Annotated in this window: 18 protein-coding genes and 1 riboswitch; of the genes, 14 read left to right on the forward strand and 4 right to left on the reverse strand. The window is 39.3% G+C overall.

All coding sequences use genetic code 11. From position 1 onward, the window contains the following. Positions 1-71: 71 nt before the first annotated feature. The 4 genes from MKY78_RS13845 to MKY78_RS13860 all read left to right on the forward strand — a co-directional run bounded on the left by MKY78_RS13845 (position 72) and on the right by MKY78_RS13860 (position 3,155). Positions 72-686, forward strand: a complete 615-nt coding sequence (locus tag MKY78_RS13845) for a hypothetical protein (protein WP_339213448.1) — start codon at positions 72-74, stop codon at positions 684-686. 91 nt (positions 687-777) lie between these two features. Continuing rightward, complete coding sequence (locus tag MKY78_RS13850) at positions 778-1,041, forward strand: DUF1292 domain-containing protein (protein ID WP_339213450.1); 264 nt, start codon at positions 778-780, stop codon at positions 1,039-1,041. A gap of 270 nt (positions 1,042-1,311) precedes the next feature. Continuing rightward, the gene (locus tag MKY78_RS13855) at positions 1,312-1,755 is read left to right on the forward strand and encodes a MarR family transcriptional regulator (protein WP_339213451.1); all 444 of its coding nucleotides are present in this window, start codon (positions 1,312-1,314) and stop codon (positions 1,753-1,755) included. 8 nt (positions 1,756-1,763) lie between these two features. Continuing rightward, complete coding sequence (locus tag MKY78_RS13860; RefSeq protein ID WP_339217915.1) at positions 1,764-3,155, forward strand: MATE family efflux transporter; 1,392 nt, start codon at positions 1,764-1,766, stop codon at positions 3,153-3,155. 815 nt (positions 3,156-3,970) lie between these two features. On the opposite strand, the gene MKY78_RS13865 is transcribed toward MKY78_RS13860, so the two are convergent. The 3 genes from MKY78_RS13865 to MKY78_RS13875 all read right to left on the reverse strand — a co-directional run bounded on the left by MKY78_RS13865 (position 3,971) and on the right by MKY78_RS13875 (position 7,279). After that, the gene (locus tag MKY78_RS13865) at positions 3,971-4,336 is read right to left on the reverse strand and encodes a DUF779 domain-containing protein (protein ID WP_339213453.1); all 366 of its coding nucleotides are present in this window, start codon (positions 4,334-4,336) and stop codon (positions 3,971-3,973) included. Positions 4,337-4,412: 76 nt separating this feature from the next. Continuing rightward, positions 4,413-5,933, reverse strand: coding sequence for an aldehyde dehydrogenase (gene adh, locus MKY78_RS13870; protein WP_339213455.1), 1,521 nt, complete (start codon positions 5,931-5,933; stop codon positions 4,413-4,415). A gap of 284 nt (positions 5,934-6,217) precedes the next feature. After that, the gene (locus MKY78_RS13875) at positions 6,218-7,279 is read right to left on the reverse strand and encodes a LysM peptidoglycan-binding domain-containing protein (protein ID WP_339213456.1); all 1,062 of its coding nucleotides are present in this window, start codon (positions 7,277-7,279) and stop codon (positions 6,218-6,220) included. Positions 7,280-7,716: 437 nt separating this feature from the next. Here MKY78_RS13875 and MKY78_RS13880 point away from each other — a divergent pair, with 437 nt between their 5' ends. After that, positions 7,717-8,457: a DUF4230 domain-containing protein gene (locus tag MKY78_RS13880; protein WP_339213458.1), complete on the forward strand. Its 741-nt coding sequence runs from the start codon at positions 7,717-7,719 to the stop codon at positions 8,455-8,457. Between the two features lie 220 nt (positions 8,458-8,677). On the opposite strand, the gene MKY78_RS13885 is transcribed toward MKY78_RS13880, so the two are convergent. Continuing rightward, complete coding sequence (locus MKY78_RS13885) at positions 8,678-9,139, reverse strand: SRPBCC domain-containing protein (protein WP_339213460.1); 462 nt, start codon at positions 9,137-9,139, stop codon at positions 8,678-8,680. A 305-nt stretch (positions 9,140-9,444) separates the two neighbouring features. On the opposite strand from MKY78_RS13885, the gene MKY78_RS13890 reads away from it, so the two are divergent. The 9 genes from MKY78_RS13890 to MKY78_RS13930 all read left to right on the forward strand — a co-directional run bounded on the left by MKY78_RS13890 (position 9,445) and on the right by MKY78_RS13930 (position 21,893). Beyond that, positions 9,445-9,891 carry a hypothetical protein gene (locus MKY78_RS13890; RefSeq protein ID WP_339213462.1) on the forward strand — a complete coding sequence of 149 codons (447 nt, stop codon included), beginning with the start codon at positions 9,445-9,447 and terminating at the stop codon, positions 9,889-9,891. Between the two features lie 581 nt (positions 9,892-10,472). Next, complete coding sequence (locus MKY78_RS13895) at positions 10,473-13,862, forward strand: phosphodiester glycosidase family protein (protein WP_339213463.1); 3,390 nt, start codon at positions 10,473-10,475, stop codon at positions 13,860-13,862. A gap of 316 nt (positions 13,863-14,178) precedes the next feature. Then, the gene (locus MKY78_RS13900; protein WP_339213464.1) at positions 14,179-14,478 is read left to right on the forward strand and encodes a hypothetical protein; all 300 of its coding nucleotides are present in this window, start codon (positions 14,179-14,181) and stop codon (positions 14,476-14,478) included. 116 nt (positions 14,479-14,594) lie between these two features. Beyond that, positions 14,595-15,689: a nitric oxide synthase oxygenase gene (locus tag MKY78_RS13905; protein ID WP_339213465.1), complete on the forward strand. Its 1,095-nt coding sequence runs from the start codon at positions 14,595-14,597 to the stop codon at positions 15,687-15,689. A gap of 308 nt (positions 15,690-15,997) precedes the next feature. Next, a complete protein-coding gene (locus tag MKY78_RS13910; protein ID WP_339213467.1) occupies positions 15,998-16,135 on the forward strand; it encodes a hypothetical protein in 138 nt (45 codons plus the stop codon). Between the two features lie 12 nt (positions 16,136-16,147). Next, complete coding sequence (locus tag MKY78_RS13915; RefSeq protein WP_339213469.1) at positions 16,148-17,488, forward strand: cytochrome ubiquinol oxidase subunit I; 1,341 nt, start codon at positions 16,148-16,150, stop codon at positions 17,486-17,488. 2 nt (positions 17,489-17,490) lie between these two features. Further along, complete coding sequence (locus MKY78_RS13920; RefSeq protein ID WP_339217917.1) at positions 17,491-18,516, forward strand: cytochrome d ubiquinol oxidase subunit II; 1,026 nt, start codon at positions 17,491-17,493, stop codon at positions 18,514-18,516. A gap of 189 nt (positions 18,517-18,705) precedes the next feature. Beyond that, positions 18,706-18,883, forward strand: a riboswitch (Lysine riboswitch). A gap of 191 nt (positions 18,884-19,074) precedes the next feature. After that, positions 19,075-20,475, forward strand: a complete 1,401-nt coding sequence (locus tag MKY78_RS13925; protein WP_339213471.1) for a YfcC family protein — start codon at positions 19,075-19,077, stop codon at positions 20,473-20,475. A 254-nt stretch (positions 20,476-20,729) separates the two neighbouring features. Continuing rightward, entirely contained in the window at positions 20,730-21,893 is a 1,164-nt protein-coding gene (locus MKY78_RS13930) for an amidohydrolase (RefSeq protein ID WP_339213473.1), read from the forward strand. Positions 21,894-22,783: the final 890 nt, after the last annotated feature.

Consider the following 22,783-nt stretch of genomic DNA (forward strand, 5'->3'; position numbering starts at 1 on the left):
TATTAAATCTCCTATATTTCATGTAAAATAATCATGTAACTTTTACTAGATGAATAGAGGAGGGCTATCATATGGCTATACCTTTACGTAAATCGGATTATAACACTACTTATTATCGAAGTGGGGGTGGTAATGGAAAGGGAAAGGGAAGGAAAAAGGGTGTGTATATATTCCCTGCTGTTATCGTAATTCTTCTTATTGGTTACTTTATTAGCGACTCCAGTTATTTTACACATAAGACTATACGGGTCTACTTGGATGAAAGACAGCAATTATTCTCATCCAGTGATTCGGAATTTAAGGATCTTTTAGCTAAGATGAATCAACATGCTAATGATGTTAATTTACTCTATTCGGATATTCTACAAGTCAAAACTTCTTTGCAAAATAATTATCTTCGCTTCCAAGAGTTAACTCCTCCTAGACATTTTCAAGCCTTACATGATTACACACTGGAATGGTTCAAATTAAAAAATGATGCTATCTATTATTTAGAAATCAGTTCGTTAGCCAATACATATCAAAATGAGGAATTTAATCAGTATATAAATGAAAGTAATCAAATAGCAAGTATGCTAAAACCCTCTATGATAGAAGGGCTTCAAAAATCAAAAATTCGTTATGAGGTTGAACCAGACGGACATATTGTTTATTGGGTGAAAGAAGATCCATATGGTCAATGGTAAAGACCTTCCTGAGTTTTCCTTCAACTGGTATAATGAACAAGCACAATGGAAAATATAGCTACGAACTATCGAAAGAAAAGGAGGAATCTTGATGGATCCAATAGAAGTAGGCGAAGTATTTACAATTAGCGATGAAGAGCATGAAGAGAGTGAAGTGGAAGTTATCGCGAAAGTAACATTACAAGGTACGGATTATGTTGCAGTTAGCTTTGTAGAGGATTTGAAAGAAGAAACAGAAGAGGATATTGATATCTTTTTCTTAAAGCTGGATGCTGATGGTGAATTATCTGCCATCGAAACAGATGAGGAATTTGATAAAGTATCAGAAGCATTTGACGCGATTATAGATGAGTGAAAATTATCTACCTTTCGATGGGCATAATGGAAAATCAGTTATTTGTGCCCCGAGGTGTTAGACCTATAGGAAATGGTGAATGGACTGGAGTGATTTCGATATGTAATCGAGCTCATTTCAGTCCATTTTTTTGCTTGGTAGATACAAAAGCATTCTGTATGTTCTTGTCCATAATTATTAGGTAGCTAACTAAATTGAACATTATGATTGAATCTATAAATGAGTAATGTTAGTATAGTTAAGTATGATTTGATTAGGAGGCTAAGTATTTTGGAACGGCAAATTGAAGAACATATAGGATATCAAATTAGGGTTGCTGCTCATTTATTTCATAATCAAATTAATGAGCAATTAGCTAAATATGATGTAACGGTTGCCCAATCAAGGGTGTTGTTCCTACTCGTTGAGAAGGGACCACAAATGCAAGGGGAATTGCAGCAGCAACTATATATTAAAGCCTCTACTATGAACGGAATTATAGAATCACTTTTAAATAAGCAATTAATTGAGAAGAAGGAATGTCCACAGGATAAGCGTTCGAGAATGATTACTCTAACCGAAAAGGGAAGAATGATTGATCAAAGCCTCTGGGATGATATGTCTGAAACAGAGGAAAGGACTTTAAAGGGGTTTAAGAAGGAAGAAATTGCCCTATTACGGATTTGGTTAGAACGGATAAAGGATAATATTATGGATATGAAAGAAGGGAAATAAGCGTGGAAATGAAAAAGCAGACAGAATTACTTGGTACACAAAAGATTACAACCTTATTGCGTAATTTATCGATTCCAGCAATGATCGGTATGTTTGTCATGACATTATATAATGTCGTCGATACTATTTTTATTTCTTATGGTGTTGGGATTGATGCGGTAGCTGGAACAACCGTTGCATTTCCTCTAATGATGATTGTAATGGCTATTTCTGCTGCACTTGGTGTGGGTGGAGCATCAGTGATCTCACGCCGATTAGGAGAGCAAAGAGGAAACGAAGCGAATTTAGTATTTGGTAATATCATTTCGATGATTATCATCGTGAGTGTGGCTGGTTTACTGATTGCCTTCTTTTCATTGGAGCCATTACTTGTGCTATTTGGGGCAACACCATCTACACTAGGTTATGCGATGGATTATATGTTCCCTATTATGTTCGGTACCTTTTTCTTTTCATTCGGATTTGCGACGAATAATATCGTACGCTCCGAGGGAAATGCACGTTTTGCTATGATGACCATGATAGTACCGGCGGTTATCAATATTGCGTTGGATCCGATTTTTATTTTTGTAATGGATATGGGAGTACAAGGTGCGGCAATTGCTACGGTTATTTCCCAAGCTAGTGTGACACTGATGATTTTTAACTATTTTCTTAAAGGAAAAAGTTCCCTAAGTCTGTCTATGAAAGATTTAGCATTAAAGTGGGCTATCCTGAAGGAAGTAATGGCAATTGGTATGCCTGCATTTGTTCAACAGGCTGCAGGAAGTATTATGATGATTGCGATTAATAGTATGCTGATTCAATTCGGTAGTGAATTTTATGTTGGGATATATGGTTTAATTCAACGTATCTTAATGTTCACCATCATCCCCATTATGGGTGTTATGCAAGGAATGATGCCGATTGTTGGCTATAATTATGGTGCAAAGCATTATGAACGAATGAGGGAAACCATTTGGATTACCATGAAAATCGTTACAGCATGTGCTACCCTTATCATGCTATTGTTAGTCATCATCCCTTCACCATTTTTACGAATATTCACTGCAGATCCGGAAGTAATTAAAGAAGGCTCCCAAGCAATGCGTATTCTGTTCATAGCCTTCTTTGTTGTTGGGGTGCAGGTAGTAGCGGGTGGTTTATACCAAGCATTAGGTAAACCAAAGCAAGCATTAATTTTATCTTTATCAAGGCAAATCCTGATGTTAATCCCGTTAGTATTAATACTGCCACATTATTTTGGCGTGATTGGTGTGTGGCTGGCATTCCCAATTTCAGATGTATTATCCTTTATTTTAACCGCAATCCTGCTTTATCGAGATAGGGATACGATGTTAGTGAAAGGAAAGCATGAGGATAAGAATGAAGACGAATCAAAGGTTGCATTAGAAGTATAGGTTAATGTAGTAGTTAATGAGGAGTAATCACTTTAGGGTGGTTACTTCTTTTTGGTTTGGAGGGGGAAGTGTGATAGCGAACGTATCTGTTACCGAAATGAGGATGAGGAGCGGAAAAAGGTAACAGAGGGAGGTAGTCAGTGCCCTAAATGAGGAAGGGGAGTGGAAAAAAGGTAACAGAGGGAAGTTGTCAGTGCCCTAAATGAGAAAGGGGAGCGGAAAAAAGGTAACAGAGGGAGGTTATCAGTGCTCTATATGAGGAAGGGGAGCGGAAAAAGGTAACAGAGGGAGGTTGTCAGTGCCCTAAATGAGGAAGGGGAGCGGAAAAAGGTAACAGAGGGCAAGCCTCAGTTCCCTAAATGAGGAAGGAAAGCGAAAAAAGGGCACAGAGAGAGTGCGTCAGTTCCCTAGATGAGAAAGAAATGCGAAAAAATGGTAACAGAGGGCAAGCCTCAGTTCCCTAAATGAGGAAGGAAAGCGAAAAAAGGGCACAGAGAGAGTGCGTCAGTTCCCTAGATGAGAAAGAAATGCGAAAAAATGGTAACAGAGAGCAAGCCTCAGTTCCCTAAATGAGGAAGGAAAGCGGAAAAAGGGTACAGAGAGAGAGCCTCAGTTCCCCAGATGAGAAAGAAATGCGGAAGAAGGGCACAGAGAGAATACCTCAGTGCCCCTAAATGAGGAAGGAAAGTGAAAAAAGGGCACAGAGAGAGCGCCTCAGTTCCCCAAATGAGGAAGGGAAACGACAAACGGTAACAGAAAGAGCAGCATAGTTCCCAAAACTCCCAAAGAAAGCAGAGAGCCACTCCCATAGTGGCTCACTGGGGGAATGGCTCTAATGCTTTTCGTTCTTCTTCGGTGAATACTCTTGATCTTGTGAGGAATCTTTTTCCTTCGGGTCCTTCTACAGAAAACATGCCGCCTCTTCCTTCGACTACATCGATTATCAGTTGGGTATGCTTCCAATAGTTATACTGATCCCGTGAGATATAGAAGGGGGTATCTCCTATTTCGCCTAATAGGATGTCTGAATCGCCAACTCGGAATTCGTTTCTTGGGTAGCACATTGGTGAACTACCATCACAGCAGCCGCCGGATTGATGGAATAATAATTCTCCATGAATGGCTTTTAGCTTCTCTATTAACTGAAGACTTTCATCGGTTGCGATGACACGTTTAACCATTTCTCACACCCCTTTTTGGGACAAGGGACAGTCCTTGTCCCAGACTGCTTAATGTACTTTTTATAGGTTCAATCGATTAGAATAAACCTGCAGGACCGTTACTATAGCTTACTAATAGATTCTTTGTTTGTTGATAGTGGCCAAGCATCATGTGATGATTTTCTCTACCAATTCCAGATTTCTTATAGCCGCCAAAAGCAGCATGGGCTGGGTACTGGTGATAGCAGTTAGTCCATACTCTTCCTGCCTCAATTCCACGGCCAAAGCGGTAGGCAGTATTGATATCACGACTCCACACCCCTGCACCTAAACCATATAAGGTATCATTAGCGATTTGCATTGCTTCTTCATTCGTTTTAAAGGTTGTAACAGAGAGAACTGGTCCGAAAATTTCTTCTTGGAAAATACGCATGTTATTATGTCCTTTGAAGATAGTTGGTTGGACATAATACCCTTCTGATAATTCTCCTTCCAGCCTATTCACACTACCTCCGACAAGAACCTCTGCACCTTCTTGTTTCCCGATATCTAAGTAGGAGATGATTTTTTCTAGTTGCTCGGAGGAAGCTTGTGCTCCCATCATTGTGTCTGTATCAAGTGGGTGACCGATTTTAATTTGATTCACTCGCTTAATAGCACGTTCCATAAATGGCTCATAAATGGATTCATGGATTAATGCTCTAGAAGGACAAGTACAGACCTCCCCTTGGTTTAAGGCAAACATGACTAGCCCTTCTACTGCCTTGTCTAGAAAGGCATCATCTTGTGCCATAACATCTTCAAAGAAAATATTCGGTGACTTACCACCTAATTCTAATGTAACAGGAATGATATTTTCGGATGCATATTGCATAATTAAACGCCCGGTGGTGGTTTCGCCAGTGAAAGCAATTTTAGCTATACGACTGCTTGTAGCAAGTGGTTTACCTGCCTCTAGTCCAAAACCATTTACAATATTCACAACTCCAGGTGGTAATAGATCATGTATTAATTCCATTAGCACATGAATGGATGCTGGAGTTTGCTCAGCAGGCTTTAAGACGACACAGTTTCCTGCAGCTAGTGCTGGTGCTAGCTTCCAGGTTGCCATCAATATTGGAAAATTCCATGGGATGATTTGGCCTACTACCCCTAATGGCTCATGAAAGTGGTAGGCAACGGTATCCTGGTCAATTTGACTAATACTACCTTCCTGTGCACGAATCGCTCCTGCAAAATAGCGGAAATGATCAATTGCAAGTGGCAAGTCAGCGGCTAATGCTTCTCTTACCGCTTTTCCATTATCCCAGGTTTCCGCAACGGCAAGCATTTCCAAGTTTTCTTCCATACGATCGGCAATTTTATTTAAAATATTGGCTCGTTCAGCTACTGATGTAGCTCCCCATGCATCTTTTGCTGCGTGTGCTGCATCAAGTGCTGCCTCAACGTCCTCTTTTGTAGAGCGGGCAATTTCGCAAAATACTCCTCCTGTGACAGGGCTTACATTTTTAAAGTACTGACCAGTAGCTGGGGGACGATATTCCCCACCAATAAAGTTGTCATACCGTTCTTTAAATTGAACTAATGCTCCTTCAGTATTTGGATTTGCATACTTCATTTTATCCATACCTCCTTTATAGTAGATGAAATATCAAGATGCTACCTCTATTAAATTGCTATTCCAATATCTAGTAATTTATTCATGAATTTGGGATGGAGGAGGCTTATTTATAGAATTTGCTCGAATGGAATGAAGCAACGGGAAATATAGAAGGAGAGTTGGTGAGCTATATTCCGGATATAAAAACTATTAATAGGTGGGTATGGATATAGCTAGTTACAATAAAAAAATCCAGCCTAAAACTAGACTGGATTTATACATGTTAAGAATATATATGACGCTTAATAAAAACGTTTAAATCCTTCAAAGTGTTTTTTCCAATAAGAGCTGTTTAAGCTTGTTATTTCCACACCATTAGATCCTGCATGGATGAATTCATTGTTACCTAAATAAATTCCGACATGGGAAATACCAGCTTTATAGGTTCCTTCAAAGAATACTAAGTCCCCAACTTGTGGTGTATTCACATAATAGGAACGCATGTGATAGCCTTCACTGGAGTATCGTCCTATGTTTAGACCTGCTGCTTTATAGGTGTAGTAAATGAAACCACTACAGTCAAATCCACTAGGAGTAGATCCGCCCCATACGTAGCTGACACCTAATTGACTTTTAGCAGTTTTAATTAATTGGTCGACATTATAGTCAGTCGCTTTAGTTGGTGCTTCGGATTTTGGTGTTTCTACTTTAGCTCCATCACCAATATTAAGCTTTTGGCCTACATAGATAAGGTCAGATTTCAAGTTGTTCCACTTTTTAAGGTTTGCAACGGTTACTTTGTACTCTGATGCAATTCGTGAAAGTGTATCTCCTGATTTTACCGTATAGACTGTCGTGGATTTAACTTGTGTTTCTTTTGGCTGCTCTGTTTTTGTTCCTGTGGAATTAGTTGAATTATTCGATGTTCCCGTTGTAGATGGTTTACTTACAACGAACACATTTCCTGGATAAATAAGGGTTGAATTTAAGTTATTCCACTTCATTAAGTCATTAAGTGAGATCTTGTGTTTGGAAGCAATACCGCTAAGTGTATCGCCGGCTTTTACTGTATATGTAGTGGCAGCAGTTGATGTACTAGGTGTGGTCGTTTGATTTTTCGTAGGCTCTGTTTTGGTACTTGGTTTTGACTCAGTAGAATTGGCCTGGGTCTTTAGAACCTGATTAGGAAAAATAATATCGCTAGTCAAATTGTTTATTGTTTTTAATTGTGTCACCGTCGTGTTATGTTTCTGAGCGATTTTCCATAATGAATCTCCACTTTGGACTTTGTAAGTGCTAGATGCTTCGGCTTCTTCCATTCCGAATAATAATGAAGCAATGAATGCCGTTGAAGTGACTGACATTATTATTTTCTTGTTAGCCAAGTAAATATACCTCCCCACAAAACTATTATTTGTAAAATAGTATACTATAAATTTGTCAAGTTTAGTAGATTAATATGTAATATAGGTTTCAATAACTATGAAAAATTTACTATAAAATGAATGGATTATGACGAAATTCCATGAAAAAAGGGTTTGAATCGCTTAGATAGAGGGGGATTTTCTACTTTTTACGACAAATTATGCAGACAAGTTAATAATGTTATACTATAATAGAATTATTACAAGTTTATTACAAAGAATGAAAGTAAAAAATAATTCTTTGCATCTATTTATTTCTCTTTATAGAAATGACGTATGTGACTTACGGTATACCGTAGTCTTTTTTCTTTGCTTGAATTGGATAGTAGATGCTTTTTGTTGATTGGATTGAAAATGAATAGAGAGGAGGAAGCTCATTGAAGAAGAAAAATGATGAGGTCGTAAAGCAGCTTGAGGATATACTAGATGAGCTTAAAAAAGGTAAAGACGAAAGTACTGCAACGGCAGCAGTCGGAAAAAGAAAAGGGACGTTCGGCGCATTTTCAAAGCTGTTCTTTCGTTTTTGGGGTATTAGAATTCTAATTATTGTCATCATACTTGCGGTCATTATATTTGGAGGTATGCGTTTCTTCTCTGGAAGTACGCTCAAAAAAGAAACGACTACTTATGTGGAGCAGGTGCAGGATTTGGCTACACTTGCAACAGCCCAAGCCCATTTGAAGGTCGTAATTGAACAAGTGGATAATAAGCTGTTTGGAAATGATATCTCAGTCAATTTTCCAGGGACAAAGCGTGAACTAATATTAATTGTTCCCGCAACAGTTACCGCTGGGGTTGATCTTAAAACGCTAGATTCAGATGCGATTAAGGTGGATGAGAAGAATAAGGAAATTAAAATCACCCTACCTAAAGCAACATTATTACAGGATCCTGCTATCCAAATGGATGGCGTAAGAGCTTTTTCTGATGAAGGGTTATTCCGTGGTAATGTCAAATGGGATGAAGGATTTGACCTAGCAGCGGAGGCACAGAAAGAAGCCGAAGAAGAGGCAATTGAAGTAGGGTTATTTGATTCTGCTGAGGAGAATGCTAGAAAGTTACTAGAGGAGTTCTTTGGTGAATTGGGTTATCATGCAAGTGTAAGTTATAATGAATAAACTGTAAGGGAGACGGCTCTTTTGTTTCAAGAAACATGACAAAAGAGCCGTTTTTCTAATGTTAAAATGCCGTCGTATTGTACTAGTATAGAACTGGAACAGACTATTCTCCCTTTATGAAAATTAGGTGGAAACCTTTAAAACTAATTTTCAATTAGAAAGTACGACCTTTATCTCGGCGGAAACATGTAGTAAAAGCATCTGTTATATCAGCATTGTATCATTCATCTAACCATCTATTTTCCAAGAAATCTTTTAATTTATCGATTTGATCCTTGTAAACAAATTTACCTAATCCACCGAACAGCTTGGTGATGACTCGGTAGTATAAATTGCTCGGGATGATACTAGATTCCAATACGATTCTTGTTCCGTCAGGTTCCCTATAAAGGAAGTATCTAGTAAAACTCTTTCCTTCTTTAGAGGTAGATTCCATTTCAATTCGATGTGGTGGATCATATTCTGTGATGATAACATCTACTTCAATGGTCTTCTTTTCAAAACGTTGTACACTTCTAAATTTGGTTCCAACCGCATTGACTTTCACATCATTTTCATAAATGTTTTTAATAAAATATTCATTCCACAACTTGATTTTCTCGTCGTCATCCACATAATCAAAGACAACCTCTAGTGGTGCATAAATGAACTCTTCTAATCGAAATAATAATTTTTCTTCCATCTTATTCCCTATCCTTATATGTAATGTAGAAGGTATCTCCATAGATTAGTATACGTTGGGAGTTATGGCTTGTCGATAATAATTTGCAATGCTGGGTCAATTCATCTACTTAAGTCGTAATAAGGAGTATAGCCTCTGACTAGTAATGGCACTTAGTTCATTTCAGTAGGTTGAATTTAACAGGAAAATTAGGAAATATTGCCATTTTACAGTACTTATGTTGTACAATAAATTAAATACGGTTCGGAAAAGATATAGGGAAAAGTATTTCTGTCTATTTATTTGTTTAAATTGGGGGTTTCATATTGGGGAAAGAGGAGAGAAAAAGTACTCGCATTAATCATGGGAAAATCTGTCCAAAAGAAATAGAGACAATAGTAGAGCAACTGGGGAAATTGCGTGAAATTGAGCGAGATGCCTATATTAGTAAATTGATAGAGAGAAGTGATAGACAGAAGCTCGCATATTCCTCACTCACGTATTTACGTAAGTTGATAGTACATAATTCGAAATTTGACGATAAAACAAAGAACTATTATTTAAATATTATGGAGCAATTAAGCCTTCAACTACATCATACATTATCTCCAATGGAAGTTCGTTTCATCTTTACGGAGATAGCGGACTTGAAAAATAGGTTAACATCTAGAAGCAGCTATTTCGTACTACGATTTTGGTCATTCTTAAGCGAGATGAAAGACTCCGCAGTCAGTTTATTGCGTACCATATTTTCAGGAAAAAAATCGAAATAAAGTCCTTGCCCCTACTGTCCGGCTGCATGTAGGGCCTTTTTTGATGTTTTAAACGTAAGCAGGATTTCTGTAAGTAATAATCGAAATGGGACACGAAGAAATTACGTGCGGTGATAACGATGGATAGTATTTTGGAAGATAGGGATACGTATGACACGTGGCCAGTATTAACAGAAAAAATGGTAGTAAAAGCAGAGAAAAGAAATTACGTATTCAATTTCTGCGAATCTTTGAATCCCTTCATTCACTCCTATGACTAACTACTCAACACTTTCCTTGTACAAGAAATATTTTCACGATGAGTCTAGCTATTTTTATAAGGTAGCAATACCTAGGAGAGAAATCGTTCTATTATCCTAAATATTTTTAATCCTACTTAACACTGCTTTGTTAGCATAAATACGAGTATTAGTAGAGGGGAGGCACGTATGTAAAGACGGTTCTTCATACTTAAGTCTCAGGTTTGGGTATATGTTTCTGTCGGATTTTGCCGATGAGTTAGTTCTATTGCTGTGTATAGTTAATTTCAGACTATTAGTACAATAAGGGTGAAAGATAGTTTCATAGAGGAGGGGCTAGTAGTGAAGGGAAAATGGTTAAGTGGGTTCTTAGTTGGAGTACTTGCATTATCTAGTTTTACACCAGTAGTAGGAGCTGAAAGAAGTCCAATTGCAGATGCAAGATCAGCTTCATCGAATAAGTATGAACCAGTTGTTACGGTCGGTCCTAGTGGGAAAACAATACTAACAAATGAAGAAACGACCAAAATTGGTCCTGGCATGAAATTGACCGCATTCGAACGGTTTGATGCACGTGGCTGGTTGAATGGCGAAGTGATGACCATTGATTTAGGTGATCGTGCCGTTTCAACTGATTTACTATATCCAGGTGTCGTGACAGATGCAAAGCCGGTCTCGGAGTTGGTTAAGCAATCAGGTGCAGTTGCGGGTGTGAATGGGGATTTTTTTGATATTAATAATACGAATGCACCGTCTGGGGCAATGATTCAAAATGGAAGTTTATTAAAAGGTCCACAAGGGTCGCATACGTTGACCGCCGGGGTCGATGAAAATGGAATTGGGAATATTTCTAATCTCTTCTTAGAAGGTACGGTTCAGCTTCCTTCTGGTAGTGTCGAGCTGGCAGCGCTCAATCAATCTAATATTCCTACAGGAGGTATTGGCCTATACACATCTGTGTGGGGACAAGCACAGCGTTCAGGTGGGAGTGCAGGATATGAGGTTGTAGTACGTGATGGTGTGGTCGCGTCAACATCTAGTCAGGTTGGCCGTGGTGAAATTGAGGAAGGAAGCTTTGTTCTTGTTGGTAGGGAAGCTGGTGCAGATAAATTACGATTATTATCGGTAGGTGATGAGGTGACGGTATCCTATGCACCTAAGATAGATGGCGATTGGTTCATGAATTTTGCAATTGGTGGCAATGCTATTTTAGTAGAAAATGGTGAGGTTCCAACAAGATTAGATGACAGTACGACAGCTCCTCGGACGGCAGTTGGATTTTCAGAGGATGGACAAACGATGGTGTTAGTGGTCGTAGATGGACGCCAATCCAATAGTCGTGGGATGACATTAAAGGAATTAGGGGAACTGATGGCAGAATTTGGTGCTCACCAAGCATTGAATATTGATGGCGGTGGTTCCTCAACGATGGTAGCACGTATGCCAGGGAAGGAAGAGGCGGAAGTGGTAAACAGTCCATCAGATGGTACGGAGCGCTCAGTACCTAATGGAATTGGAGTTTTCGTGGAAGCTGGAAGTGGTGTGTTAAAGAGCTTTGCTGTAGAAACGGTGATGGACAACGAGCAAAGTGATCGTGTATTTCCTGGGCTAACAAGAAGTTTTATTGGAAGAGGGTATGATGAGAATTATTCACCTGTTTCAGTTGATAACATCAAGTGGAAGGCACTACCAGCTAATGTCGGATCGTTTGATAAAGCTGGTGTTTTTCATGCGAAAAAGTCTGGTAAAGCTGTTGCTCAAGCACAGGTTCGTTCTTCTAAAGGGACGACGGAACTTACTGTACTTGGTGCGTTAGATCGGATTGAGCCTTCTTCTTCCTATATTGGTTTAGAAATGGGAAGAACTGCTAGCTTTTCTGTTAATGGTTATGACAAGAATGGCTACTCAGCACCAATTGAACTACGTGATATGACATTGGAATATGATGAATCTGTAATCTCGTTAGAGGCAAATGAAAATGGTAGTTATACTGTTATTCCAAATGAAGATGGTGGGGCAACGACAATCCAGATAACCGTACTGGATAAAGTAGTACAGCTACCGGTTACAGTTGGTCTTACCACCGTAGAGATTTCTGATTTTGAAACGACGGATGGTTGGAGCTTTACTAAGTATCCAGACGTAGTAGGAGCTTCCATGGGACTGGTGGAAGGTAGAAGTGGGAATGGGATTCAGCTAAACTATGATTTTTCTACAACAACCGCGACACGGGCAGCATACTTGCAGACCGCTCCAATGCTAGAGCTACCTGGTGATGTACAAAATATCGGTTTGTGGGTACATGGTGATGGAAATGGTGCCTGGTTACGTACAGTAGTAGAGGATGCCACTGGTACCCGGTATACGTTGACACTTGCTGATGCAGTAAATTGGACAGGCTGGCAGTACGTTGAGACGACTTTACCAAATGGGATTCAATATCCAGTGAAGCTATGGCGAATATATCCAGTTGAAACAAATAGTACGAAGCAATATGCTGGCTCGCTTATCTTTGATGATTTAACCGTGAAAGTGCCGCCTGCATTAGATGGGGTGGAAGAATCAAAGATGATTCCCGATTCTCTTATTGTACAACAGGATGGCTTTAATCAAGATGCTTGGAAGTTTGCTGTCTTAAATGATTCTCAATTTGTAGCACAAGCACCTAATAGTGACGAGGTTCAAATGGCTCGGAAGGCATTACGTGAAATTGTGGCACAGGAGCCAGAGTTTCTTGTTATTAACGGGGACTTAGTAGATACAGCTTGGAAAGAGGACTTTGAATTAGCGAAGCAAATATTAGAAGAGGAAGTTGGGGATACCATTCCTATCTATTACACTCCTGGAAATCATGAAATTGTTGGAAGTGGTTCTTTAGATAATTTCTTAGAGGTATTTGGTGAGAATCGTTATACCTTTGATCATAAAGGAACTCGATTCATATTACTTGATTCCTCAACTGGCAGCTTTAGAACAAGTGATTTTGATCAATTAATTGAATTGAGACAGTCTTTGATTGATGCTGCTTCCAATTCTAAGATTCATAATGTAGTAGTATTTGGACACCATCCAACCCGTGATCCACTGCCAACCAAAAATAGTCAATTGTCCGATCGAAAGGAAGCGGAGCTGATTGAAAATTGGTTGACGGAATTCCGAGAAGCATCCAAAGGAAAAGGGGCCATTTATATTAGCGGTCATGCTCATACGGTTCATTTAGAACGCGTTGAAGGGGTACCGTATATGGTGACTGGTTCAGCAGGGAAATCACCCTATGGCTCTCCGGCTAATGGTGGATTTTATTCTTGGACGATGTTCGGGGTGGATCCTACACCGACTCCGGATAAACTATTCGGACCAGAGCATGCATCTGCTAGTAAGAAAAAAGGAGCGGAATGGATTCAAGCAGAAGTACGCCCAATCCTAGAGGACATTACGATTGATGCACCAGACAGAATCCATGTCGGTGAAACAGTTACCATTTCTGCCGAAGGACACCAATCAGGAAATCTTGTTTTCCCACTTCGCTATCCAGCATCGGTTACATGGGAAGGCAGTGCCGACGTATTTGTTGGCACTGGTGCTGCGTTAGATCGTGCGAAGGATTCTGGCAAGTATATAGCTACGTTTAATCCGAATACTAGGGAATTAACCGCTTTAAAGAGCGGATTAGTGGAGTTAGCGGTAAGTTCTAATGAGATGAAGGCTGTGGTCGAGGTTGTAGTAGAGTAAATGTATTCGAAAATCTATTTTCTAATGTATAAATTGTTTATCTTTGGAGATAATAGTTGATAGATTCATATTTTAATCTCCCCCTTATGATGGAACACAAATGATACAGTTCATTTGTGTTCCTTTTTATTTTGAATGATATAGCTTGGGTGACACTAACAAGGTCCCTAAAAGCATCAGCCTGCAATTATTAGTCGCAACTCCCATCGATTTATAAAATATAAATCAGGGCTATAATGAGGTGAATATTAATATTGCTTCATGTATGTGTTTTAGACTATCTTTAAAGTAAGCATATATACGGAGGAGCCTGTTCATGAAAAATAGCACCTTTATCTTCTATCAATCTCTATTATGGGTTGTGCTTTTAGTAACTAATATTGTATTGAATCCATATATTGGGCCTCCATTTGAGTGGCTAGATGTCGTTCCGATGATGATGTTATTTATTAGCTTTTTCATCGTGTTTTTTCTCTTAAAGAAAATATTTATCCGCCATGCACGATCGGTGCGGTACAAATTGGGGTTGTCTGTCGTTGCTTTTCTTGTTGCTGTACTGTTTTTAGTAGTATTAGAAAATGCGTGGTTTGAAGTAACTGGTAAGATGTTGTTTTAAACTGCACAGCTTGTCATAGAAATAGGACTAAATTCCTGAAAAGTTCATAAAATCGGCTATTTCTTTATCATTTAGTCGTTATGCTTCGTGGTAGACTAAAGTTGGAGTTGATAAAGATGAATACATCACACGATGAAAAATTAATAAATGAAGCAATAACATTCATTAAAGCCTGTTATGATGAACTTCAGCTTTCTGAGGAACAGCAACAAGAGCGAATAAACGAGATTGAAAAGGAAATTCACCAAACAGGGAGTTATACCCATAAAACGTTTGAATTGACCCACGGAGCAAAAATGGCTTGGAGAAATAGTAATCGTTGTATCGGACGTTTGCTCTGGGATACATTACATGTGTTTGATGAGCGGGACATTCAAACAGCTGACGAAGCGTTTGACAGATTAAAGAGGCATATTGAATTTGCTACTAATAATGGAAAAATCCGGTCAGCTATCACCATTTTTCCACCACGAAAGAATGGAAAAGATCCGCTTCGTATTTGGAACCATCAATTAGTCCGCTATGCTGGATATGATGACGGAGAGCAAGTTATTGGGGATTCCACATCGATTAAATTGACTAAAATGTGCCAAGAGTTAGGATGGAAAAGCAAGAAAACGCCATTTGATATTCTACCTCTAGTGATTCAGGAGGATGGAAAAGCGCCTACATTATACAACCTACCAGAGGAAATGATTAAAGAAGTACCTATAACCCATCCGGAATATCCTAAGCTGAAGGAATTAGGGATAAAGTGGTATGCAGTTCCGATTATTTCCGATATGCGTTTGGAAATTGGTGGTATCGATTACCCAATGGCACCATTTAACGGCTGGTATATGGAAACAGAAATTGGCGCCCGTAATCTTGCAGATGAAGAACGCTACAATCTTTTGCCAAAGGTAGCGGAAATCCTTGGGTTAGATACAAGATCCAATCATTCCCTTTGGATGGATAAAGCATTGGTAGAGCTAAATATTGCCGTACTACATTCTTACCAGGAGGCTGGTGTCACTCTCGTAGACCATCATACCGCAGCAAAGCAGTTCAAAAGCTTTGAGCGAAAGGAAAAAGAATCCGGGAGAGAGGTGACTGGCAACTGGGTATGGTTAATCCCACCAGTATCACCAGCCACTACCCATATTTTTCATAAGCGATATAACAACCAAGTGAAGGTACCAAATTATTTTTATCAGGACGAACCAAGCTAATGTCATAGGAGTTGAGGGAAAGAAATCCTTCAGCTCCTATTTTTTATGGAGCAGTAGAATTTCTCTGTTGGAAATGACGGATAAAGATGATTGCAAGTTGCATAATAGAACCACGCAATTAATCAAGTAGGAAATAAGCCATTGCCTTGTCCAATAAATCTCTTAACTAAATAGGTTAATTATATCAAGGGCCCCATCTCAACCCAACCCCTATTAACTACCTCACTTGCCTCCACAATAGAATAAAATTAGAAAAATAATCCATAATAACGCTGATACATAATCGCATGAAAGTAAGGATGATTTTGATGAAGCGAGTGGAAACGGAAAGAAAGCCACCATCCAAGCCTATATACCAATCGCATGAAAAGAAATTAGTATGGTTGTCCTTTGTCGTTGCAGCAATCATGCTGTTATCGATAATTGGCAGATTGGTAAGCGGATAAGGAGGGAAATTATTGATTAACGAGGAAGCGGTTTACTACAGTAGAATCTTAACGGAGGTCACGCTAACCTTTCATATTATTTATGCAACTCTTGGGGTCGGGGTTCCGTTAATGATTATGATTGCACATTGGGTTGGGATTAAGAAACATGATGAGCATTATATATTGTTGGCAAGGAGATGGACAAGAGGCTTTATTATTACGGTTGCCGTTGGTGTCGTTACTGGTACGGCAATTGGGTTACAGCTTTCTTTACTATGGCCGAATTTTATGGAGCTAGCTGGAAATGTTATAGCACTACCGCTTTTTATGGAAACATTTGCTTTCTTCTTTGAAGCTATATTTTTAGGAATTTATCTATACACATGGGATCGATTTGAAAATCAGCGAAAGCATTTATTGCTGTTAATTCCTGTTGCGATTGGGGCGTCATTTTCAGCTGTATTTATTACGATTGTTAATGCGTTTATGAACGCACCTCAAGGATTTGATTTGGTAAATGGAGAGATTGTGAATGCCAATCCAATCTTAGCGATGTTTAATCCAGCAATGCCGACTAAAGTTTCCCATGTGGTCGGGACTGCCTATATGACTTCTGCCTTCGTACTTGCTTCGATTGCTGCCTTTCGTTTGATAAAGGGTTCCAATCATGTTTATCACAAAAAGGCACTCCTTCTAACGATGAAGGTAGGATTTGTTTTTACTATTGCGATACTGATCACGGGAGATTTATCGGGTAAATACTTAGCAGAATACCAGCCGGAAAAATTGGCTGCTGCAGAGTGGCATTTTGAAACGAGTGAAGCTGCAGAACTTATTCTCTTAGGTATGATGAACGATGAAGGGGAAGTACAGTATGCGTTAAGAATCCCCTATGCATTAAGTATCCTTGCACATGGTTCACCAACAGCAGAAGTCATTGGGTTGGATCAATTTGCAGAAGATGAAATACCACCGCTTTATATCCACTATTTATTTAATATTATGGTTGGTGTAGGCATGCTGATGATTGCCATTTCCTTTATTTACATTTTCGGCAAGTATCGAGGCTGGTCCTTTGTGGATAAAAGGCTATTTCGCTGGTTAATCGTGTTAGGTGGACCATTAGCGATTATTGCCATCGAAGCGGGTTGGTGGCTGGCAGAGGTTGGTAGACAGCCATGGATTCTTCGTGGAATTATGCGTACACAAGAAGGAGCGACAACCAATGGAGATGTGGATATTATGCTTCTTTTATTCTGCGGGTTGTACGTAATTCTTGGGATTGGATCTATTGTTATTTTGACCAGAATGTTCCGTAAGAACCCGGTGGAAAGAGAACTAGCAGAACGAAAAGGAGATGTTCCATCATGAGTATAGACCTAGAGATTATCGGAATCGTTGTACTATGGACATTTCTCTTCGGGTATATTTTAATTGCATCGATAGACTTCGGAGCAGGATTTTTCAATGCTTATGGTCTCTTTACGAATAGACAGCATATTTTAACGAAAATCATCCAGCGTTATTTATCACCCGTTTGGGAAGTGACCAATGTATTTCTGGTTTTCTTTTTCGTTGGTGTTGTTGGATTTTTTCCGAAAACGGCATTTTATTATGGGACAACATTACTTGTACCGGTAAGTATTGCGATTGTACTTTTAGCGATTCGGGGTTCTTATTATGCATTTGAAACATACGGCTCTCGTTCCCATAAAGGCTATGCATTCATGTATGGATTATCCGGACTTCTCTTGCCTAGTGCATTATCCATTGTATTGACAATATCGGAAGGTGGTTTTGTATTGATGCAGAATGGGAATCCGGTTCTCGATTATTGGGCGTTGTTTAGTAGCCCATTGACTTGGAGTATTGTCGTGTTAAGTATTTCAAGTGTACTTTATATTTCTGCCGTATTCCTTACCTGGTATGCGAATAAAGCACAGGACAAGCCCGCAACCGCTTTACTTCGCCGCTATGCCTTAATCTGGGCATTGCCAACGATTATTACTGCTGGTGGAATTATTTATGAGCTTCGATTTCACAATCCAGAACATTATGACCGTCTTCTAGGGCTTTGGTGGATGTTTGTCATTTCAGGATTATTATTTGTGGGGACGGTGTGGCTTGTTTGGAGAAGGAAGAACTATGGGGTAGCCTTTGTTCTTCTCATTGGACAGTTTGCATTTGCCTTCTATGGGTATGGTATTTCACATTATCCGTATTTATTATATCCACATGTAACCCTGTATGACAGTTTTACGAATGAAGCGATGGCCATTGCGCTTATCATTGCATTTATTGCTGGGCTGGCTCTATTGATTCCATCGTTATATTTATTGCTTCGGCTTTTCTTGTTTAATAAGGAGTATGTCAGTGGAAAATCAAAACAGGAACATTGAGGTGATGGTTTATGGATGTATTTTTAATCTTTATTGCACCATTTCTAGTGATACTTGCTGGAATAGTGGTGGCATTTTGGTGGGTGCTACGGGACGTGGATATCGGTAAGGAAAAGTAAGAGTTGACAAATCGCTTTATTCTGGTAATATAGTGAACTATATTTCAATTTCATATTGAACCTTGTCATTCGATGAGGTAGAGGTGCGGGTAATAAGAGTAAGCAATCGGAGTATGACATCGATGAGGATTGCCTGAAAGGATTATTTGCCGAAGCGTAATGAAGGTCAAATTCATTATTGCTGGTGTGTCTTCTGAATAAGAAGCATACTGTCATGCAATTTTAGTGCATGGAGAACTACTGATCAGGATGGAGGATAACGTATTGTGTAAAGACAATGGTAGGTTATTTTCCTATTCGTTGTCTTTTTTGTTTAGTCTTGTTCGTTTGCTATACCCCAGCTAGCGGAACGTTACTCATAACAAAAGACCTCAATCATACCTCTCTCAAGTTTTCTATGCACACCCAAAAAAGTTATTTATAGAAAGGGATGTGCATCATGAGCAAAAACTCACCAAAAACACGGAAAAAATTTGAATTTCCACATAGCTTTATTATTTTATTTGGCTTAATGATTATTACAGCTATTACGACTTACTTAATTCCAGCAGGACAATATGAGCGTGTAGTAGATGAAAACGGTCGTACGATTGTAGCTGATGGAACCTATCAAACAATTGAATCTACCCCAACAGGCTTTATGCAGTTATTTGAATCGTTGCATCTAGGAATGGTTGATGCAGCGGAGATAATATTCTTTATCTTTATCGTTGGTGGTTCGTTTGGAATATTAGCTGCAACGAAATCAATTGAAGCAGCATTTGGTTCCCTTACAAAAAAACTAAATGGGAAAGAAATCTTTTTGATCCCAGTTATTATGCTATTCTTAGCGATTTGCGGTGGTTCTTGGGGAATGGCAGAAGAAGTTATTCCATTTATTTTAATTGCGGTACCACTTGCATTACGTATGGGATTTGACTCGATGACAGGTACAGCAATGATATTAGTTGGGGTATATGCTGGTTTTGGATCGGCGTTTATGAATCCATTTACTGTAGGAGTTGCCCAAGGAATTGCTGGCTTACCAACATTCTCTGGAATGGGAGTTCGTATTGTTTTCTGGCTTATCTTTGTTGCTGTAGCTATTGCTTATGTGATGATCTATGCAAGAAAAGTAAGAAAAGATCCGACTATCAGCTTAATGTATGAAGAAGATAAAAAACGTGATATTAGCCTTGATGATCAAAGTAGTCAAGGACTAACAAAGCGCCAGGTAGCAATTTTAGTTGTTCTTGCGCTGACACTAGTTGGACTTGCTGTAGGGGTTATTACACAAGGTTGGTATATTACTGAAATCGCAGCATTATTTGTCATCATGGGGATTGTTGTAGGGATTATTGCTAGATTTAGAATGAATGAGATTGCTAATGCCTTTGTCAAAGGCTGTGAAGAAATGGTACAAGGGGCATTAATTGTAGGTTTCGCATATGGTATTTTAAGAATCCTACAAGATTCTAATACGATTGATACGATTCTTTACTTTGTTTCCAATCTAGTTGCGGACTTACCTACAGCACTTGCAGCAATTGGTATGTTCGTCGTACAAAGTCTATTAAACTTTATTGTTCCTTCTGGAAGTGGACAGGCAGCAATCAGCATGCCAATTATGGCTCCACTTAGTGATTTATTAGGGGTTAGTCGCCAAACTGCAGTACTTGCATTCCAATATGGTGATGGAATTTCGAACGTCTTCACACCGACAGCTGGTGTGTTAATGGCTTCATTAGCTCTTGCGAAAATTCCTTGGATTAAATGGTTAAAATGGATTCTACCATTAATACTCATTCAATATGCTTTAGGGGCAATATTTGTAACGGTGGCTCATTTATTTATTTGGTAAGTAGATTTTTAAGGCTACCAAGTAAGGAGTTGTTGTCATGTGAGATAAAACTTGCATGGACAGATTGGAAAATAGTGACGGGAAGAATAGTTACGTTCATCAGTGCTCGTGATGGGTTGGAATAGAGGGTTTGTTCCATCCATCACCGATTTTTGGGGATAGAGAGAAATAGGGCAGAATTTTATCAAAAAGGGTATAATAGATAGAACATAATTATAAACGAGTTAACTAGTAAGACATCGGAGGAATATACTATGCTAGAATCATTATTTACTAGATTAGAAGAAATTTATCCAGAGTTAGTGGAGCTTCGCCGTGATTTTCATATGTATCCAGAGCTTTCTCATCAGGAAGTGAATACGCCTAAAAAGATAGCGGCATATTTAGAAAGTCTAGGAATCGAAGTGAGAACAGAGGTCGGTGGAAGAGGTGTCGTTGGGACGTTAAAGGGTGGTAAACCTGGTAAAACGATTGCGTTACGTGCGGACTTTGATGCCTTACCAATTCAAGAAGAAACCGGACTTGCCTTTCAATCTCGTGTGCCTGGTGTGATGCATGCATGTGGACATGATTTACACACTGCTTCACTACTTGGGGTTGCTAAAGTATTAAGTGAATATAAGGATCAGATTCCTGGAACAGTGAAATTCATTCATCAGTTTGCTGAAGAAGCTACCCCAGGTGGAGCAGTACCGATGATTAAGGATGGTTGTTTGGACGGTGTTGATGTCATTTATGGTGCCCATGTGATGTCTACGGAAGATTTAGGGACGGTAAGTGTGAAAGAAGGTTACTTCTCTTCTGCACAGGATGATTTTAATATTACGATTTATGGAAAAGGTGGACATGGTTCACAGCCACATCTAACGGTTGATCCACTAGTCACAGGTAGTCAACTCGTCGTTAATTTGCAACAAATCGTGAGTCGCCGTGTTGATCCACAACAAGCAGCAGCTGTAACGGTTGGTTCATTTGTTAGTGGGGAAGCAAATAATATTATTCCAGATACAGCGGTCATAAAAGGAACAGTTCGTACATTTGATGAAGAGGCACGCACAATCATTGAGGAAGCATTGGAAAGTGTTACACGATCTACCTGTGCACAAAATGGCGCGAAAGTAGATTATGAATATATAAAAGATTGTCCATCTATCTATAATGATCCGGAAGAGACAAAGCGAGTAGAGGAAGTTGCTAAAGGATTGTTTGGTGAGGAGAACCTATCGACGGATGCACCAATGATGGGGAGTGAGGACTTTGCCTTTTATACGAAGGAAATCCCCGCTGTTTACTTTACTGTCGGTGGTCGAAGTGAGGCGTTAGCTGGTGATTATCCGCATCATCATCCGAAGTTCGATGTAGATGAACGTGCGATTATTAATATTGGGAAGATGTTTCTTTCATTGGTAACAAAATAAAACTACCTTAGCACTAAGGCGCATCTTATGATGTCTTAGTGCTTTTTTTATCTATTAGAGGGAGGTACAGTCCTTACTTTAGGAGAGAATCTTTCCTTTTTTAGGGCACTGACAGCCTCCCTCTGTTCTCTTTTTCTGCTTCATTCTCTCAAAAAGGGCATCGATGCACACTCTCTGTGCCCTTTTTCGGCATCAATCTCTCAAAAAGGTAACAGACACCCGATCTCTGTGCCCTTTTTCTGATTCAATCTCTCAAAAAGGTAACAGACGAACACTCTCTGTGCCCTTTTGCTGCAACAATCAGTCAAAAAGGTAACAGACAGACATTCTCTGTACCCTTTTTCCGCATCAATCTCTCAAAAAGGTAACAGACCCCCGCTCTCTGTACCCTTTTTCCGCATCAATCTTGTAAAAAGGTAACAGACAGCCACTCTCTGTGCCCTTTTTCCGCATCAATCTCTCAAAAAGGTAACAGACAGAAATTCTCTGTGCCCTTTTGCTCATCAATCAGTCAAAAAGGTAACAGACACCCGATCTCTGTGCCCTTTTTCTGATTCAATCTCTCAAAAAGGTAACAGACGAACACTCTCTGTGCCCTTTTGCTGCAACAATCAGTCAAAAAGGTAACAGACAGACATTCTCTGTACCCTTTTTCCGCATCAATCTCTCAAAAAGGTAACAGACCCCCGCTCTCTGTACCCTTTTTCCGCATCAATCTTGTAAAAAGGTAACAGACAGCCACTCTCTGTGCCCTTTTTCCGCATCAATCTCTCAAAAAGGTAACAGACAGAAATTCTCTGTGCCCTTTTGCTCATCAATCAGTCAAAAAGGTAACAGACACCCGATCTCTGTGCCCTTTTTCTGATTCAATCTCTCAAAAAGGTAACAGA

Source organism: Ornithinibacillus sp. FSL M8-0202 (assembly GCF_037975285.1).
GTDB lineage: Bacteria > Bacillota > Bacilli > Bacillales > Amphibacillaceae > Ornithinibacillus > Ornithinibacillus massiliensis.

Coding starts and splice junctions, on each gene's coding strand:
- MKY78_RS13910 (WP_339213467.1), top strand. CDS start 15,998: ATGAAGCGAGTGGAAACGGAAAGAAAGCCACCATCCAAGCCTATATAC.
- MKY78_RS13930 (WP_339213473.1), top strand. CDS start 20,730: ATGCTAGAATCATTATTTACTAGATTAGAAGAAATTTATCCAGAGTTA.
- MKY78_RS13925 (WP_339213471.1), top strand. CDS start 19,075: ATGAGCAAAAACTCACCAAAAACACGGAAAAAATTTGAATTTCCACAT.
- MKY78_RS13860 (WP_339217915.1), top strand. CDS start 1,764: ATGAAAAAGCAGACAGAATTACTTGGTACACAAAAGATTACAACCTTA.
- MKY78_RS13885 (WP_339213460.1), bottom strand. CDS start 9,139: ATGGAAGAAAAATTATTATTTCGATTAGAAGAGTTCATTTATGCACCA.
- MKY78_RS13900 (WP_339213464.1), top strand. CDS start 14,179: ATGAAAAATAGCACCTTTATCTTCTATCAATCTCTATTATGGGTTGTG.
- MKY78_RS13905 (WP_339213465.1), top strand. CDS start 14,595: ATGAATACATCACACGATGAAAAATTAATAAATGAAGCAATAACATTC.
- MKY78_RS13875 (WP_339213456.1), bottom strand. CDS start 7,279: ATGTCAGTCACTTCAACGGCATTCATTGCTTCATTATTATTCGGAATG.
- adh (WP_339213455.1), bottom strand. CDS start 5,933: ATGAAGTATGCAAATCCAAATACTGAAGGAGCATTAGTTCAATTTAAA.
- MKY78_RS13845 (WP_339213448.1), top strand. CDS start 72: ATGGCTATACCTTTACGTAAATCGGATTATAACACTACTTATTATCGA.
- MKY78_RS13850 (WP_339213450.1), top strand. CDS start 778: ATGGATCCAATAGAAGTAGGCGAAGTATTTACAATTAGCGATGAAGAG.
- MKY78_RS13865 (WP_339213453.1), bottom strand. CDS start 4,336: ATGGTTAAACGTGTCATCGCAACCGATGAAAGTCTTCAGTTAATAGAG.